Source organism: Salinicola corii, assembly GCF_008298015.1.
Classification (GTDB): Bacteria; Pseudomonadota; Gammaproteobacteria; order Pseudomonadales; family Halomonadaceae; genus Salinicola; species Salinicola corii.
This window is the reverse complement of record NZ_VTPX01000005.1, coordinates 153758-170198: the sequence shown is the minus strand read 5'-3', so window position 1 is coordinate 170198 and position 16441 is coordinate 153758. Positions and strand designations below refer to the sequence as shown.

Sequence of the window (16441 nt, the reverse complement as noted above, 5' to 3'; positions counted from 1 at the left end):
CGCTTACCTGTCTGGGTCATGGGAGTTGAGATTTGAGTACCGAGACAGGATGAAATGCGGGAAGGCGTTCTCACAGAGCCAAGAACGGTGGCGATTTCTGGGCCATCGCAAGACGACCTGCGACGCGTCAAACCATGAGCGCGGCCAGCCGGGCGGCCAGCGCGTCGGCTTGGGCGGCATCGGTGACGTTGGTGAAGCTCAGCAGCAGCCCGGACTGTCGTGTCGGAGTCAGGGACCACTCGGACAGCGCGTGCCCACCCAGCCCGGCGCTGGCGGCCCGGTTCGCGATGGCCACGTCGTCGGCGCCGTCGGGAAGACGGGCCAGCAGGTGCATCCCGCCGGCTTGCAGATCGATGTGAATCCGATCGCCCAGACGGTGCTCGAGCGCCTGGCGAAGATTTTCACGGCGCTCTTTGTAGAGCGCCCGCATCCGCTTGAGGTGGCGGGCAAAGTGGCCTTCGTCGATGAAATCCGCGACCACCGCCTGAGTCAGCGTCGGGCAGCCATGGCCCAGGCGCCGCATCGCGCGCTGAAAGATCGCGACCTGAGAGAGTGGAACCACCAGGTAGGCCAGTTTGATGGCGGGGAACAGCACTTTGCTGAACGTGCCGGCATAGAGCACGCGGCCATCATGATCGAGACTCTTCAGTGCCGGTACGGGATGGCCGTGGTAGCGATATTCGCTGTCGTAGTCGTCCTCGATCACCCAGGCATCCTCACGACTCGCCCACCCCAGCAAGGCCTGGCGTCGGGCCAGCGTCATCGTCACCCCGGTGGGACTCTGGTGCGTGGGCGTGACGACGGCGAAACGGGCTTGGGCGGCGCGGGAATCTCCCTCTTCGACGTTCAATCCCTCGGCGTCGACGCCCACTGGCGTCAGGTGCATCCCGTCGTGCAGCAGTCGTTCACGCGCCATCACATAGCCCGGCTCCTCGAACCATCCGCTGTCGCCGGGTTTCAGCAGTGCCCGGCAGATCAGACCGAGCGTGTCGCGGTAGCTGTCGGTGATGAAGATCTGTTCGGGCTGGCAGGCGATGCCTCGCGACACGCCGAGGTAGCTCACCAGTGCGCGCTTCAGCGCCGGGTGGCCGGTCGGCGGCGGGTAGTTGAGTTCGGCGCTGGTCTGGGCCCTGAGTCGGCGATGGGCCAGGCGTGTCCACAACTTGTCGGGGAAGGCGTCCAGCGCCGGCAGCCCCAGTTGGAAGGGGAGCGGCGGTGCGAGACCAGGCTGTGGTTCCTGCCCGGTCGCCGTCTCCGATGTCGCCGCCGGTCCCGAGGCATCGGGCAGGTGTGGCGAGACGATGGTTCCCGCCGGCCCTCGCGGCAGAAAATACCCTTCGCTGACCAGCAGCTGATAGGCCAGCTCGACCGTGCCGCGCGACAGGTTCAGCTCACTGGCGAGGCTGCGTACCGAGGGCACCCGTTTGCCGGGTGGCAGGCGCCCGTCCGTCATCGCTTCGCGCAGGCGCTGATAGAGCTGCCGGTAGATCGGCACGTTCTGCGTGCGGTCGAGCCGAAGTGGGGTATTGGACATGTCGATGTCCCAGAAGATCGAAGACGTCTTGGCGCTGCCAAGCGGGTCAGTCCGATTCTACCCTGGCTGCTCTATCAGGAGGATGTCCGATGACGACCGTTCGACTATTACTGGTGACCACGGAGCAGGAGTGTCTGCGCTGCTTCGATGTCATGCGTGAGCTTCGCCCGCATCTCGATGCACCGCAGACCTTCGTCAGCCGGATCATGCGCCAGATGGCCATGGGCTATCGGCTGTTGGCGGCGTGGGAGGGGAATCGGGTCGTCGGCCTGGCGGGCTATCGCCTGACCGAGAACCTGCTGTATGGCCGCTTCGTCTATGTGGACGATCTCGTGGTCAGCGCAGCGGGGCGACGCCACGGTTTGGGTGCGCGGCTGATCGCGGCCGTGCGCGAGGAAGCGAGAACCCTGGGGTGTCGCCATCTGGTGCTGGATACCGGGCTGGGCATGGCGCTGGCACAGCGTTTCTACTTTCGACAAGGGCTGCTCTCCCGGGGCATGCACTTCGTGGAAGCCTTGAGCATCGAGGAGACGACATCGTGACGATACCCACACTGCTCGTGACCGCCAGCCCGCACCGCGAAGAGGCCTTGGGGAACCGCCTGGCGCGGAAGATCGCGGCGCGAAAGGGAGGCGACCTGCTGGTACGGGATCTCGCCGCCGAGCCGCTGGCGCCGTTGACGGTGGACTACGCCCGGGCGCTGACGCTGCGCGATCCCTTGCCTCGCTCGAGCGCGACGCTTGAGTTATCCGAACGCCTGATCCAAGAGCTCGAATCCACCGACCGGCTGATCGTCGCCACCCCCATGCATAATTTCGGCATGCCCGCGGCGCTGAAGCTCTGGGTCGATTACGTGCTGCGCATTCATCGAACCTTCGCGCCGATCCCGCAGGGCAAGGTGGGCCTGCTGGCGGACCGGCCGACGCTGGTCATCGTCAGCTCCGGTGGCTTTCACCGCGCCGGAGAGTCGAAACAGCCCAATTTCCTCACCCCGCATCTCGAAGCCGTGCTGAGTACGCTAGGCATTCGCGCGCCGGAATTCGTGTATCTGGAAGGGCTGGTCGGCCGACGCGCCACTCCCGAGGCGATGATCGCAGAGGCGGTTGCCGCGCTGGGCGACGCCTGGTACTGACGGCGGCCGACCCCTTCGAACAGCCCATCATCACTTCGACGGGCAGATCCCCGGCGCATTCGGCATCAAGGACCGCACTGCCACTCGCCTTCCAGCGTGCGCTGGGCGCCGTCGGCGCGGTCGTAGGTCAGCGTCGCCGGCCGAGCGGGCGACTCGCCGCCACCGCTGGGTTCGCCGGTCACCTCGATGCGGAGGGTCTTGCCCTTGCCCTCGAAAGTCGGGTTGCCGGTCATGCCATCGAATCCGCCTGGCGTCGAGACCCGCTCCACGTAGCCGGCTACCTTGACCACCCCTTGCGCCGCCGATGACGAGTCGACATTCCCCTTCGCGACCAGCAGCGGCGAGGCTTGCGCGGTCGAGAACTGGCAGCCCAGCTCGCCCGAGAGGTTGGCCTCGCCGATATCCGACGCCGTCAGGGCGTCCAGGGTGATCGTCGAACCGTCCCCGCCCCGGGTTTCTCCACCAGTGCCCGGCGTCGGCTCGTCGGTGGTCTGGTCTTGGCGTGTCGGTTCCTGGGCGGTGGGCTGTTCCGCCGATGACGCCTGGCCGCTGGCGTCGTCGTCCGCGTCCGGAGACGAATCCGAGCAACCGGCCAGCATCAGTGTCAACAGGCTGGCAGCGACGACACCGGCCCGATATCTCTTTCCCTGGGTGAACTCCATGTTTCCTCCTGAAACGTTTTCTCCTGGAACCATCGATGGGACTCACGATGACCACGCCTGAACTCTACCGCGAGCGGTTAGCCGATGGGTAATGACCTCCCTGCTACCTTGGGATCCTTACTGCTGTCGCCGCCGTGCAGGCTCGCCCGCCTTGCATTGGTTTTTCTGATGCCAAAGAACAGATAACAATATTTTAACGATGCACTGTACGTCTTTAGTGTTAGGTGAAGAGCATCAATAACAACTTCACGCACGCTGGAGCCACAATGAGTACTTCCACCGACACGCTCGTGGTCGGCGCCGGGCAAGCTGGCATCGCCATGAGCGAACACCTGAGCCGACACGGCGTTCCCCATCTGGTACTCGAGCGCGATCGCATCGCCGAACGCTGGCGAACGGCGCGCTGGGACTCGCTGGTGGCGAACGGTCCAGCCTGGCATGACCGCTTTCCTGGGCTGACCTTCCCCGCCATCTCGCCGGACGGCTTCGTGCCGAAGGAAGAGGTGGCGGACTATTTCGAAGCCTATGCGCGGAAATTCGAGGTTCCCGTTCGCACTGGTGTCGAAGTGACTCGCGTGACACCGAATCAGGGGCGGCCAGGATTCACGGTGGAAACCTCTCAGGGCACGATCAACGCACAGCGGGTGGTTGCGGCGACGGGCGCCTTTCAGACGCCGGTCATCCCCGCCATCGCGCCTCAGGACGAGCGCATCACGCAGCTGCACACGGCCGATTATCGAAACCCCGAGCAGCTTCCCGAGGGCGCCGTTCTGGTCGTCGGGGCCGGCTCGTCAGGCACCCAGGTGGCGGCAGAGCTCAATCGTGCAGGACGTCAGGTTTACTTGTCGGTGGGGCCGCATAACCGCCCGCCGCGGGCCTACCGTGGTCGCGATTTCTGCTGGTGGCTCGGTGTGCTCGGGGAGTGGGATAACGAGATCCGCCAGCCGGGCTCGGAGCATGTCACCATCGCCGTCACCGGCGCGCGTGGCGGCTACACCATCGATTTCCGCGAGCTGGCGCATGCGGGCGTGACGCTGGTCGGACGCACCGAGTCCTTCGTTGACGGCGTGGCGAAATTCGCCTCCGATCTTCGCGCTAACCTCGATGCCGGCGATGCCAACTATCTGTCGCTGCTGGACGGCGCCGATGCCTATGCCGAGCGCAACGGGCTCGACTTGCCGCCGGAGCCGGAAGCCCGAGTGATTCCGCCCGATCCGGATTGCGTCTCCAACCCGCTTGCCGAACTCGACCTGGCGACGGCTGGCATCACCACCATCATCTGGGCGACGGGTTTCTCGCAGGATTATCGTTGGCTGGAAGTCGATGCCTTCGATGAGGATGGCAAGCCAAGCCACCAGCGCGGGGTCTCGAGCGAGCCCGGGATCTACTTCCTGGGTTTGCCGTGGCTCTCCCGTCGCGGCTCCAGTTTCATCTGGGGCGTCTGGCACGACGCCAAGTTCATCGCCGATCACATCGCCAAGATGCGTGACTATCTCGCCCGCTACGACTCACCCGATCCCGTCTCGGCGACGTCGTCTGCCAGCGATGCCGCGTCTTCGACCGATTCTCGTCCTCGGAGGGTCAACTGATGCCGACGCATACGCGCATCCGCATGTTCAACACGAAGGAAACCTATCCCAATCAGACCCTGGACAACGATCTGTGCCAGGCCGTCCGGGCAGGAAACACCGTTTACGTACGCGGTCAGGTGGGAACGGACTTTCACGGCAATCTGGTCGGGCTGGGCGATCCTCGCGCCCAGGCCGAGCAGGCGATGAAGAACGTCAAGCAGCTGCTCGAAGAAGCCGGCAGCGATCTCTCGCACATCGTCAAGACGACCACCTATATCACCGATCCGCGCTTTCGCGAGCCGGTCTACCGTGAAGTCGGCCAGTGGCTGCGTGGGGTCTTCCCGATCTCGACCGGACTGGTCGTCGCCGGTCTGGCGCAGCCGGAGTGGCTGATGGAGATCGACGTGATCGCGGTGATTCCCGAGGAGGAAGCATGACCTTTTCGATTGCGGCACGCTGCGCCGAGACGGGCGAAACCGGCTGCGCGGTCAGCTCATCGAGCATCTGCGTGGCGGCGCGCTGCGCCTTCGCCGGTCCCGGTGGCGCGGTACTGACGCAGAACGTCACCAACCCGGCACTGGGCCCCGAGGGATTGGCGCTCATGGCACAGGGCCTGTCGCCGCAGGCGGCGCTGGCGCGGCTGATCGAGGGGGAGCCTGCCCCGCAGTATCGGCAGTTGCTGCTGATCGACGGTGAGGGCCGCACTGCCGTCTATGACGGTGACAATGCCCTCGGTGTGGTCGGCCGTGCCGATGGCCTCGACTGCGTGGCAGCCGGCAATCTACTGGCCGATGCCGAGGTGCCACGGGCCATGGTCACGGCGTTCGAGCAGAGCGAAGGGCCGCTGGCGGAGCGGCTTTTGATCGCCATGGAGGCAGGTCTGGCCGCTGGCGGCGAAGCTGGAGAGGTGTTTTCTGCCGGCCTGGTGGTGGCGCGTCCCGAGGCGTCCTGGCCCGTCGTCGACTTGCGCGTCGATTGGCATGACGCCCCGATCGCCGAGCTGCGTGGGCTGTGGACGCGCTACGCGCCTCAGCTCGAGGCCTATGTCACGCGCGCGCGCCAACCGGACGCGGCGCCGAGTTACGGCGTCCCGGGGGATCAGTGAGCCAGACCCTGACAAATTTCCGAATCGACAAGAAAATGGGTGACAACATGCTGACCGAATCTCAGATCGAACAATTCCAACGGGACGGCTATCTGGTCGTCGAGGATGTCCTCAGTGCCAACGAGCTCGAAGCGCTCAATGTCGAGTTCAATGGCTGGGTCGAGGAAAGCCGCGAGCAGACCGCGGCCTACGGTGAAACGCTGGATCATCGGCCGCGTTTCGACGTCGGTGGCGATCACAGTGCCGAGCACCCCTCGCTGCGCCGGGTGGCATCGCCGACCGAGATCTCGCCGGCCTATCTGCAGGTGGCGACGGATTCGCGCATGACCGACATGGTGCACGCTCTGATCGGGGCGGGTGGCGTACGTCTCCACCACAGCAAGATCAACTCCAAGCTGCCGGGCACCGAGACTCAGGTGAAGTGGCATCAGGATTTCCTCTTCACGCCTCACAGCAACGATGATCTGGTCACTGCGCTGCTGATGGTGGGCGAGGTGACGGCCGAGAATGGCCCGCTCCAGGTCATTCCGGGCAGCCACAAGCAGCCGCTTTACTCCCATTGGCAGGGCGGCCGCTTCACCGGCAGCGTCGACGACGAGGTGGTCAGCCGCGAATGTCAGTCACCGGTCGAATGTGTGGGTCCGGCCGGTTCTGTCTGCTTCATGCACACCCGCCTGCTGCATGCTTCCGCACCGAACGCCTCGACGCTGCCGCGAACGCTGTTCATCACGGTCTACGCGGCAGAAGATGCGCTCCCTTACGGCGACAATCCCCTGCCGAGTCAGCACCAGGGCATGCTGCTACGCGGCAATGAGAGTGGCGAGGTCCGCACCACGGCCAGCGTGATGAAGCTGCCGCAGAAGCCGAAAGGGGCCTCGTTCTTCGTGCAGCAGGCAGGTATGGACGCCACGATGTGATCTGACGTCATCTAGCAACTGGTTAGATAGCACCCCAACAACGATAAAACCCGGTGGAACGAACCATGAAAAAATTGGCAGTAGCAACGCTCTTGATCGCACTTGGTGCCTCGGCAATGGCGTCGGCTCAAGCGGATACGCTCGATGACGTCAAGGCGCGCGGCGTGCTCCGTGTCGGCACCGAGATGCAGTTTGCGCCGTTCGACTATCTGGAAAACGGCAAGCAGACAGGATTCAACAAGGCGGTCTTCGAGGAGGTCGGCAAGGCGCTGGGCGTCGAGGTCGGGTTCGTCGATCTGCCGTGGGCCAGCGTGCTGCCCGGCCTGGAGGCGGACAAGTACGATATGGTTGCCGGCCCGCTGATCGTCACCAGCGAGCGCATGCAGCGTTATCGTTTTACCGACCCGGTGGCCGAAAGCTCCGTTGCGTTGATGATCCGTGCCAATGACGACGACATCTCGGCACCGGAGGATATCGCCGGCAAGACCGTCGGTGCCGGCAAGGCATCGGCTCAGTTGGCGACATTGCAAGCCTATGCCGAATCACTCGATTCGCCGGTCGAGATCCGGGAGTACGTCGACAACAACCAGGCCTACGCCGACCTGGCCGCCCAGCGTCTCGACGCGGTGGCAAACTCCCTGCCCAATATTGCCTATCTCGCCAAGCAGCGACCCTCGTTGTTCAAGGTCGTGACCCCATCATTTGGTCCCAAGAGCTGGTTTGCCTACATCGGTCGTGGTGATGACGACTCCCAACGACTGATCGACGCGTTCAACGATGTGCTGGCAAAGATGCGCGATGATGGTCGACTGGCTGAGCTGCAGGAACAATGAATCGGGCAGAAGATGGACGTGCCCGATCATCCGGTGCCCGCTCAGTAACGGGGGCATTCGATGTTCGATCTTGCGCTGCTGGTCCAGGGCCTGCCGCTGCTGCTGGCAGGCCTGTGGAACACGGTCTGGTTGTCGGCCTGCGGACTGGCGCTCGGCTTCCTGATCGGGATCGGGGTTTGCTCGCTGAAGCTCTCCGAGCGAGGCGCGCTGCGGCGGCTCGGAGGCGCTTATATCAGCGTGTTCCGAGGCATTCCGCTACTGATCCAGTTGCTCTTCATCTATTACCTGCTACCTCGTCTGGGGCTCGATATCCCCGCCTGGGTGGCGGCGATCGCCGGACTGGCCTTGTGTAGTGGGGCTTACCTGGCCGAAATCCTGCGGGGTGGTCTGCTGACACTGCCGGTGGGGCAGGTCGAGGCCGCTCGGCTGCTGGGGCTCCGTGGTCGCACCATCCTGACGCGAATCAAGCTGCCGCAAGCGTTGCGCGCCACGCTGCCCGCGCTGCTCAACGAAGTGATACTGCTGATCAAGGCCTCGTCGTTGATTTCGGCTGTCGGTCTGGCTGAATTGACCCGCACGGCGCAGAACCTGGCCGCAAGCAGCTTTCTTCAACTCCAGTTCTATCTGGCCGCGGCCGTACTCTACTGCATCGTCAATATCAGTCTGGCGCTGCTCGCCGGACAGCTCGAACGTCGCTTCGAAAAGGGGAGAGCGTAATGGATTTCAGCGTTCTGACCGATCATGCCGGCGAAATAGGCAGCGGTTTTCTCGTGACCATCTGGACCTGGGTCGGCGGTGTGCTTGCCGGTGTGATCGCGGGGCTGATCATGGCTGTGATCCAACTCAGCGCCGGTCCTTGGGTTCGTGGCGTGCTGCGTTGTTATATCGAAGTGATTCGGGCGACGCCCTTCCTGGTGCAGCTGTTCCTGCTCTACTACGGCGGGCCCAGCCTTGGCCTCTCGCTGTCCCCCATGGCCGCTGGCCTGATCGGCCTGGGGATCTATGGCAGCGTCTACTTCGCCGAGATCTTTCGCACCGGCTTCACGTCGATTCCGCGTGGACAGCAGGAAGCGGCCGCCATGCTGGGGATGACGCCCTGGCAGATCATCTGGCGCGTACAGATACCGCAAATGCTGGTCCTCATCCTGCCGGCGTTGGTCAATTTCACCACCATCCTGGGCAAGGAGACGCCGGTGCTGTCGATCATCACGGTGCCTGAACTGACCTTCGTCCTCACCGGCGTCGGTGCCGAGACCTTCGCCTACGTCGAAACCCTGCTGGCACTCTGTGTCGGTTACTTCCTCCTGGCCGAGCTCTGCTCTCGTCTGGGCCAGTGGCTCGAGCGCAGAGCCAGTCGTTATCTTACCCAGGGCGTGCAGCAACGACGCGCCCTCAAGCCGAGGGAGTCAGCCGCATGAACCAGTCAGCAGCGAAGCGGGGAGCCGGCGACGTCATGCTCGAAGCCCGGGGCATGAGCAAGCGGTTCGGGGATCACACGGTTCTGCAGGATATCAACCTGTCGATCCAGCGTTCCGAGGTTGTCTGTCTGATCGGACCTTCCGGATCGGGTAAAAGCACGCTACTTCGCAGCCTCGCCTTTCTCGAAAATTACGACGACGGCGAGGTATTCGTCGAAGGGGAGCTGCTGGGCTACGACCGCGCAAGCGACGGTCGTCGCGTGCGCTCGCGTCCCTCTCGCTTGAGCGACGTGCGTCGCAACATGGGTATGGTTTTCCAGCAGTTCAATCTGTGGCCGCACCTGAGCGTTCTCGAGAATGTGATGGAGGCGCTGCTGCGAGTGCGGGGAATGAAGAGAGACGATGCCCACCGGCTGGCACTGGCGACGCTGGAGAAAGTGGGGCTGGCCGAAAAGGCCGGTGCCTGGCCGAATCGTCTCTCCGGCGGGCAGCAGCAGCGCGTCGCCATCGCGCGTTCCCTGGCGATGTCGCCGGCCATCATGCTGTTCGACGAGCCGACCTCGGCGCTCGACCCCGAACTGGTCGGTGAGGTGTTGCAGGTCATGCGACAGCTCGCTGAAGAGGGCATGACGATGGTGGTCGTGACGCATGAAATGGGCTTCGCCGCCAGGGTCGCCGATCGCGTGCTGTTTCTCGACCAGGGGCACATCGTGGAGCAAGGCCCGCCCACGCGGCTGTTCAGACACCCCCAGTCACCCAGGCTCGCGCAGTTTCTCGGCAATTATCTGGAGCGAAACTCCCTGTTCGAGGCGGCGCCAGCGTTGAACCGTGTCGATGACTGAGCAGGGATGGGATTGGCATGGACGCCCCACCAGCGGGGGCGCAAGATGTTGAAACGCATCGTCATCTCCACGCGAGATGATGCCCGTTTCCATCACTCCAGGCTGTGCCAGGGAGCCCAGATGCTGCATGCCACCCTGAAGCAATTGCGATACTTCGTCGTTGCCGGTGAACTGAAAAGCGTCACCCGCGCGGCGGAACAGCTACACGTGTCTCAGCCCTCGATCTCGGCCGCGATCGCTCACCTCGAGGAGGCCTCCGGCGTTCAACTCTTCGTCAGGCACCATGCACAGGGGCTATCGCTGACCACCGCAGGTACGCAGTTGCTGGGGCGGGCGCGCAGCCTGCTCTACGATGCCGACAGCCTGATGCAGTTCGCGATATCGCTGGGTGAAGAGATTGCCGGTCCGCTGAACATGGCAGCCTTTCACACCTTCGCGCCCATTTTCATGCCGCGCTTGATGCAGTCATTCCTTACCCAGTTCCCCCGGGTCGTGCCCCAATGCGACGAGGGGCATCAGGTCGATATCGTGGAGGGGTTGCGGGAAGGTCGATATGAACTCGGGCTGATCTACGACATGCAGGTGCCGGAGGATATCGAGTTTCAACCGCTTTGCCGCTTTCCACCCTACGCGGCGGTCGCCCCCGATCACCCGCTGGCCGCGCATGAGCGGCTGACCATCGACATGCTCAGCGAGTATCCGATGGTGCTGCTCGACTGGCCCATGAGTCGGGACTACTTCCTGTCGCTGTTCATCGATGCGCCACGCCAGCCAAAGATCGCACATCGCGCGACCTCGCTCGGCATGGTACGTGGCCTCGTGGCCAATGGCTTTGGCTTTTCGCTGCTCAACGTGCCACCGGGTCGACATCTGGCGCTGGATGGCAAGTCGTTTCGCACCATCCCGCTGGACGGGGAGGTCCGCGCGCTGACCGTCGGCATGGCCACGTTGAAGGGCGTTCGCTTGAGTCCGGCCGCCCAGGCCATGGGCGAGTTTCTCAAGCACAGCGAGTTGAGTCAGGCCGAGACATGAGCCCGAGACGTGGATAGGAAAAGCTGATGCCGAAGAGCGAATAAAGATATTTTAAAAATCAACGCGGCTCAGTAGCGTGGCAGCAGTGAGACGAAAGTCGATAGCTGTTCGACTGCGTCACCAGAACAATGACAAGGATTCTCATCATGCCTAACGTGTCGCTCCCCGATGAAGCGCAGCTCCGTATCGACATGGCGGCGCTGTTCCGTATCGTCGCCAGGCAAGGTCTCCACGAGGCTGTCGCCAACCATTTCAGTGCGGCGGTATCCGCCGACGGCCGCCGCTTCCTGATGAATCCCAAGTGGAAGCATTTCTCCCGCATCCGCGCCAGCGATCTGGTGCTGTTCGATCTCGATGGCGAGGCCCCGGATCTCGACACGGTCGTCGATCCGACGGCCTGGGCCATTCACGGCCAGATGCATCGGCTGATGCCGCAGGCGCGGGTCGTACTGCATCTGCATCCCCCTTATGCCACCACGGTCGCGACGCTGAAGGACCCGACGGTATTGCCGATCGACCAGAACACGGCGCGCTATTTCAACCGTATCGCCATCGACAGTGGCTTCAGCGGCATGGCCAATAGCGAGGCGGAAGGAGAGCGGCTGGCAGCGCTGCTCGGGGACAAGACGCGTCTGATGATGGGGAATCACGGCGTGATGGTCGCGGCGCAGACCGTGGGCGAAGCGTTCGACGACATGTACACCCTCGAGCGCGGATGCCGCACGCTGGTGCAGGCGTATGCGACCGGCCAGCCGCTGAACGTGCTGCCTGACGAGATCGCCGAAGCCACCGCGCGCGACTGGGAATCCATACGCGACTTCTCGCTGGCGCATTTCGAAGAGATGAAAGCCATCCTGGATCGCGAGGATCCTTCCTACGCGGATTGAGCGTACGACCGCTGCGGCAGTTGTCCTGCGGCAGCGTCCCGCTTTACGGCAATACCATGATGCTTATCGAACAGGCGCCCGGCGGCACGCGCTGCCGGCCGGCCATGCGCGCTGTTCGCCAACCTCAAGTGACAGTCCACAGCGAGAACAACAATGAGATTACAAAGCCAATCCTCGAACGCTCCGATCAGCCTGAAGCTTCCGCCTTCGACATGGAGGCGGAGGGCGCTCGGCTTCGCGGGTGCAGCCGCGCTGGGGCTGTCCAGCGTGGCGGCCCAGGCCGGCACGCTGTCGATCGGACACACCACCTGGGTGGGTTACGGTACGCTCTACCTGGCGCAGGCGAAGGGGTTCTTCAAGGAAAATGGATTGACGGTCGAGCTACCGACCTTCGAAGACTCCTCTTCCTACATGGCGGCTCAAGCCGCCGGCCATCTCGATGGCTCGGCAGGCACCATCGCCGAGCTGCTCAAATATCGCTCACCGGATTTCTGCTTCAAGACGGTGGTCGTGCTGGATGGCAGCAACGGTGGTGACGGTGTGCTAACCGACGACGCCGTGACCTCCGTCGAGCAGCTCAAGGGCCAGACAGTCGCCATGAATGAGGGCTCGGCCTCCCAATTCTGGCTCTCGTATCTGCTCAAGCAGCATGGTCTCTCACTCAGCGACGTCACGGTTCAGAACATGTCCGCCGATGCCGCTGCCGCCGCTTTCATCGCCGGCCGCGTGCCGGTGGCGGTGACGTGGGAGCCGAACCTCAGTTTCGTGCGAAGTCATGACGTGGGTCACGTGCTGGTCGATAGCAGCGCGACGCCGGGGGTCATCATCGACGTCGTCGCGCTGAGTTGTGATGTCATCGATAACCAGCCCGATGACGTCAAGGCACTGGTTGCCGGTCTTTACAAGGCTGTCGACTATCTGAAGTCCCACCCGGAAGCGTCTTATCGACTCATGGCAGAAGGGGTTGGCGGCTACCTCAAGGACCCCGCGGATCTGGCTGAGGCGACCAAAGGCGTCGAATTCTACGGTGAGCCTGGCAATCGGCGTATTCTCGGCACCCAGGACGAGCCTGGCTCCATCTCCGCCCTGATCGATGTTGCCCGCGACACCTGGAATCAGCTCGAGGATCGCAATATCAGCGCCACTTACGCCGATATTGTCGACCCCACCTACGTCGAGCAACCGTGAGGACATCACAATGGCTCACGCTTCTTTATGGCAACGCTGCCTCACGCCAAGAGCGACGATCCCGAAGACGCTGACGTGGAGCGCGGGCATCGGCATCTGGCTTGTCGTGATTGCACTCTGGTCGCTGGTCACCTACAGCGGTCTGGTCAGATCGATCTTTCTGCCGACGCCAACCTCAGTGCTGTCGACCGCGGTCAGCATGATCGGCGATGGTTCGCTGTGGAAGGATATCTGGTCGAGCGCGCAGGTCGTCCTCTACGGTTTCCTGCTTTCATCCGTGGTCGCGATTCCGCTCGGCATCCTGATGGGCAGCTTTCGTCTTGCTCAGGCGTTTCTCGACCCGCTGGTCAATTTCATGCGCTACCTGCCGGTCACGGCGTTCGTCCCGCTATTCATCCTGTGGATTGGCATCGGCATCGAGCAGCGAGTGACGGTGATCTTTTTCGGTATCTTTTTCCAACAGCTGGTCATGATTGCCGACATATCACGTGGGGTCTCGCAAGACCTCATCAATGCCTCTTACACGCTTGGTGCCAAGCGCCGGGACGTTGTCACGCATGTCCTGTTTCCCGCCTGTCTGCCGGGTGTGATCGACATGATGCGAGTCACCATGGGATGGGCCTGGACGTTTGTCGTGGTCGCCGAACTCGTCGCAGCCAACAGTGGCTTGGGCTACATCAGCCTCAAGGCGATGAGAGGCTTTCAGGTCGATGTGATCTTTTTATCCATAGGGCTGATCGGCCTGCTCGGGTTGGTGACGGATCAGTTTTTCCGACTTCTCCGCAAGAGGCTGACATCATGGGCGCTTTGAACGATGGCGAGATAATGCGTGGCGGGATTCAGCCATCGATGCTTCATACGGGCTCGCGAACCTGTCTCGATATCCGGCAGATCGGGCTGACGTTCTCCTCGGGCCAGCAGTCCGTGACCGCGCTCGAGGACATTTCCCTGCAGGCGGCCGAGAATGAATTCGCGGTCATTGTTGGCCCCTCCGGCTGCGGCAAGTCGAGTCTGCTCTATCTCACCGCAGGTCTGATCGAGCCTACTTCCGGCGAGATTCGAGTCAACGACAAGAGGATCGACGGGCCTGGCGCCGACCGGGGCATGGTATTTCAGGCCTATACGCTGTTTCCCTGGCTCAACGTGCGCGACAACGTGGAATATGGTTTGAAGCGACGTCGCCTGCCAGCCGCTCAGCGCAAGGAAATCGTCGAATACTATCTCCGCGAAGTGGGGCTGGAGCGCTTTGCCGATGCCTGGCCACGCCAGCTATCCGGCGGCATGATGCAGCGGGTGGCGATTGCGCGTGCGCTGGCCAACGATCCCGATATCCTGCTGATGGATGAGCCGTTCGGTGCGCTCGACAGTCAGACCCGGCTCTCCATGCAGCAACTTTTGCTCAATGTCTGGGGCCACAACAGCAAGACCGTGCTTTTCGTCACTCATGATATCGATGAAGCGATCCTGCTCGCCGACCGTATCTATGTCATGAGTGGGCGCCCCGGGGTCATCAGTCGAACCATCGAAGTGCATCTGCCACGGCCGCGCACATCGGAGATCGTGATGGAAAAGCACTTCCTCGATATCAAGCGCGAGATACTGGGCATCCTTCACCATGACGACACCTAGATTCGGGAGGCTTGCCGAGGTGCTCGGACAGGCAATTCAATCCGAGCTGTCCCGACTCACCCCCAGATAGATCATCAGGCAGGCGCCGGGCAGGTCGGGAATGCGCAGCGGCAGGTAGTCGAACTCGTGGTTGGTGCCGTCCGGCATTCGCATCGCCTTGCGGCCACTGGCCAGGTCGAGCACGCCCTGCTCGGCCCAGAGTTCGCGGAAGACGTCGCTGGCCTCGAGCAGATCGTCGATCAACCGGCGCATGCGCGGATCGTCAGCGTAGCGCGTGGCCTGGCTGCGGAAGATCGAGACCAGCGTGCGGGCCGATTTCAACCAGTCGGCACGATGCGTCTCGACACGCTTCTGGGTGAAGACCCACCACAGCTTGTTGCGCGGGTGCTTGTCTCCGGCGCGCTCGATATCGAATAGCGCGGCGGCGGCGGCGTTCCAGGCGATCACTTCCCAGTAGGCGTCCATCACGTAGGCGGGATCCGGCTCCATCCTATCCAGCAGACGCTGGAGGATCGGGTTGATCGTCGAGCCGTTGTCGATAGCGCGCGGCGGTGCCGGTCGCCCGGCCAGCGCATAGAGATGCTCGCGCTCGGTTTCGTTCATCATCAGCGCGCGAGCCAGGCAGGCCAGCGCCTGATCGGAGGGCTGCACGTCCCGGCCCTGCTCCAGGGCGGTGTACCAGGCCGAACCCATGCTGGCGCGGCTGGCCACTTCCTCGCGGCGCAGGCCCGGCGTGCGTCGACGGCGTCCCGGCGGCAGGCCCACCATTTCGGGTGTGATGTCGGCGCGCTTGGCACGCAGGAACTCGCCCAGTGAGGGCGAAGGGGAGTTGAATGCACTCATGAGGTGATGGCCGAGCCTGGGGTTGTCAAACGTAGGATAAAGTCACGAATTTTGTAGGATAGCGGAGAATACTAGGGTTTCCGACAGCGGCGTCAACCGACGCCTTCGTGGCTGACCGGAGAGAGTGGATGGAACCCGATTCACGTATCACGCTGGGTCTCGGTCTCGACGACAGCGAAATCGACCTCTTGCTGGCCTCTTCCCATTGGGCCGACGCGACGCTGTTGCTGGACGCGTCGACCGCTCTCGCCAGATCTTTTCCAGGACCCGGTTCGAACGCGGCTGTCGGTGACGTGGTCGGCCTGCCCTTGTCGATTGGCGATGCCGGTGCGCTACAGCGGGCGGCGGCCTGGATCGACGACCGATACGGGCGGCTGGATGCCCTCGTCATCGGCACGGTCGAACGCCTCGCCGAGCCCGACCGTCGCTGCCCCTGGGCCAGAGAGGCCTTACCCTATCGCTTTGCCACCCTGGGACCGATCCTCGCCTTCCTGCCACTGCTCGTCCGGGCGCGAGCGGCCCGTATCGTTCGCTTTTCCACCGTCGATGCGATCAGTGGCGAGGCGTTGTCCGGCCTGCTGCAGGGTACGGCGATTCGGCTGGAGACCCTGCCATTGCCCACGAGCTCGCCGACGTGCGACCAGGACGCCTTCAGCGGCGAGATCGGCAAAAGCGCTTTCTGCATCGACTGATCGGGCTGCCACGAAATGGCGACCGCCCCGGACCGGGAAGCGGGCTAGGCTCGATAAACACCCACGCTCGATAAACACCCACTATCCGCGTTCCGCGTGTGGCAACGACCTGACGATAATTCGATAACGATACACAACCGTGACCCGAGGCTCGAT

General features: G+C 63.2%; 19 protein-coding genes. 16 read left to right on the top strand and 3 right to left on the bottom strand.

Annotated elements, in window-relative coordinates:
- Positions 1–127 precede the first annotated feature (127 nt).
- Positions 128–1534 carry a MocR-like pyridoxine biosynthesis transcription factor PdxR gene (gene pdxR / locus F0A16_RS11100; RefSeq protein ID WP_149435459.1) on the bottom strand — a complete coding sequence of 469 codons (1407 nt, stop codon included), beginning with the start codon at positions 1532–1534 and terminating at the stop codon, positions 128–130.
- 89 nt (positions 1535–1623) lie between these two features.
- Between pdxR and F0A16_RS11095 the strand changes: the two genes are divergently transcribed.
- Together F0A16_RS11095 and F0A16_RS11090 are read left to right on the top strand one after the other, a co-directional pair.
- Entirely contained in the window at positions 1624–2076 is a 453-nt protein-coding gene (locus F0A16_RS11095; protein ID WP_149435458.1) for a GNAT family N-acetyltransferase, read from the top strand.
- Complete coding sequence (locus tag F0A16_RS11090; RefSeq protein WP_187775980.1) at positions 2073–2666, top strand: FMN-dependent NADH-azoreductase; 594 nt, start codon at positions 2073–2075, stop codon at positions 2664–2666. The genes F0A16_RS11095 and F0A16_RS11090 overlap by 4 nt, the downstream gene beginning before the upstream one ends.
- A gap of 65 nt (positions 2667–2731) precedes the next feature.
- On the opposite strand, the gene F0A16_RS11085 is transcribed toward F0A16_RS11090, so the two are convergent.
- The gene (locus F0A16_RS11085) at positions 2732–3328 is read right to left on the bottom strand and encodes a hypothetical protein (protein WP_149435456.1); all 597 of its coding nucleotides are present in this window, start codon (positions 3326–3328) and stop codon (positions 2732–2734) included.
- Positions 3329–3594: 266 nt separating this feature from the next.
- Here F0A16_RS11085 and F0A16_RS11080 point away from each other — a divergent pair, with 266 nt between their 5' ends.
- The 13 genes from F0A16_RS11080 to F0A16_RS11020 all read left to right on the top strand — a co-directional run bounded on the left by F0A16_RS11080 (position 3595) and on the right by F0A16_RS11020 (position 14750).
- Complete coding sequence (locus F0A16_RS11080) at positions 3595–4917, top strand: flavin-containing monooxygenase (RefSeq protein ID WP_149435455.1); 1323 nt, start codon at positions 3595–3597, stop codon at positions 4915–4917.
- Positions 4917–5336: a RidA family protein gene (locus F0A16_RS11075; protein WP_149435454.1), complete on the top strand. Its 420-nt coding sequence runs from the start codon at positions 4917–4919 to the stop codon at positions 5334–5336. Before F0A16_RS11080 ends, F0A16_RS11075 begins: the two co-directional genes overlap by 1 nt.
- Positions 5333–6004 carry a DUF1028 domain-containing protein gene (locus F0A16_RS11070; protein WP_149435453.1) on the top strand — a complete coding sequence of 224 codons (672 nt, stop codon included), beginning with the start codon at positions 5333–5335 and terminating at the stop codon, positions 6002–6004. The genes F0A16_RS11075 and F0A16_RS11070 overlap by 4 nt, the downstream gene beginning before the upstream one ends.
- A gap of 47 nt (positions 6005–6051) precedes the next feature.
- Positions 6052–6921, top strand: a complete 870-nt coding sequence (locus F0A16_RS11065) for a phytanoyl-CoA dioxygenase family protein (protein WP_149435452.1) — start codon at positions 6052–6054, stop codon at positions 6919–6921.
- Positions 6922–6986: 65 nt separating this feature from the next.
- The gene (locus F0A16_RS11060; protein WP_149435451.1) at positions 6987–7754 is read left to right on the top strand and encodes a transporter substrate-binding domain-containing protein; all 768 of its coding nucleotides are present in this window, start codon (positions 6987–6989) and stop codon (positions 7752–7754) included.
- A 60-nt stretch (positions 7755–7814) separates the two neighbouring features.
- Positions 7815–8471, top strand: a complete 657-nt coding sequence (locus F0A16_RS11055) for an amino acid ABC transporter permease (protein ID WP_149435450.1) — start codon at positions 7815–7817, stop codon at positions 8469–8471.
- On the top strand, positions 8471–9172 hold the full coding sequence (locus F0A16_RS11050) for an amino acid ABC transporter permease (protein WP_149435449.1): 702 nt from the start codon (positions 8471–8473) through the stop codon (positions 9170–9172). Before F0A16_RS11055 ends, F0A16_RS11050 begins: the two co-directional genes overlap by 1 nt.
- Positions 9169–10014, top strand: a complete 846-nt coding sequence (locus F0A16_RS11045; RefSeq protein WP_149435448.1) for an amino acid ABC transporter ATP-binding protein — start codon at positions 9169–9171, stop codon at positions 10012–10014. The genes F0A16_RS11050 and F0A16_RS11045 overlap by 4 nt, the downstream gene beginning before the upstream one ends.
- A gap of 45 nt (positions 10015–10059) precedes the next feature.
- Positions 10060–11046, top strand: coding sequence for a LysR family transcriptional regulator (locus F0A16_RS11040; protein ID WP_239023793.1), 987 nt, complete (start codon positions 10060–10062; stop codon positions 11044–11046).
- Between the two features lie 146 nt (positions 11047–11192).
- Positions 11193–11933: a class II aldolase and adducin N-terminal domain-containing protein gene (locus F0A16_RS11035; protein ID WP_149435447.1), complete on the top strand. Its 741-nt coding sequence runs from the start codon at positions 11193–11195 to the stop codon at positions 11931–11933.
- A 153-nt stretch (positions 11934–12086) separates the two neighbouring features.
- Positions 12087–13121, top strand: a complete 1035-nt coding sequence (locus F0A16_RS11030; RefSeq protein WP_149435446.1) for an ABC transporter substrate-binding protein — start codon at positions 12087–12089, stop codon at positions 13119–13121.
- Between the two features lie 199 nt (positions 13122–13320).
- Positions 13321–13932 carry an ABC transporter permease gene (locus tag F0A16_RS11025; RefSeq protein WP_239023792.1) on the top strand — a complete coding sequence of 204 codons (612 nt, stop codon included), beginning with the start codon at positions 13321–13323 and terminating at the stop codon, positions 13930–13932.
- A complete protein-coding gene (locus tag F0A16_RS11020; RefSeq protein ID WP_239023791.1) occupies positions 13920–14750 on the top strand; it encodes an ABC transporter ATP-binding protein in 831 nt (276 codons plus the stop codon). Before F0A16_RS11025 ends, F0A16_RS11020 begins: the two co-directional genes overlap by 13 nt.
- Positions 14751–14786: 36 nt before the next feature.
- Here F0A16_RS11020 and F0A16_RS11015 read toward each other — a convergent pair whose 3' ends face one another.
- Positions 14787–15593: a helix-turn-helix transcriptional regulator gene (locus F0A16_RS11015; RefSeq protein WP_149435445.1), complete on the bottom strand. Its 807-nt coding sequence runs from the start codon at positions 15591–15593 to the stop codon at positions 14787–14789.
- A gap of 128 nt (positions 15594–15721) precedes the next feature.
- Here F0A16_RS11015 and F0A16_RS11010 point away from each other — a divergent pair, with 128 nt between their 5' ends.
- Positions 15722–16285 (top strand): SDR family oxidoreductase, encoded by a 564-nt coding sequence (locus F0A16_RS11010; RefSeq protein WP_149435444.1) that lies wholly within the window; start codon positions 15722–15724, stop codon positions 16283–16285.
- Positions 16286–16441 lie beyond the last annotated feature (156 nt).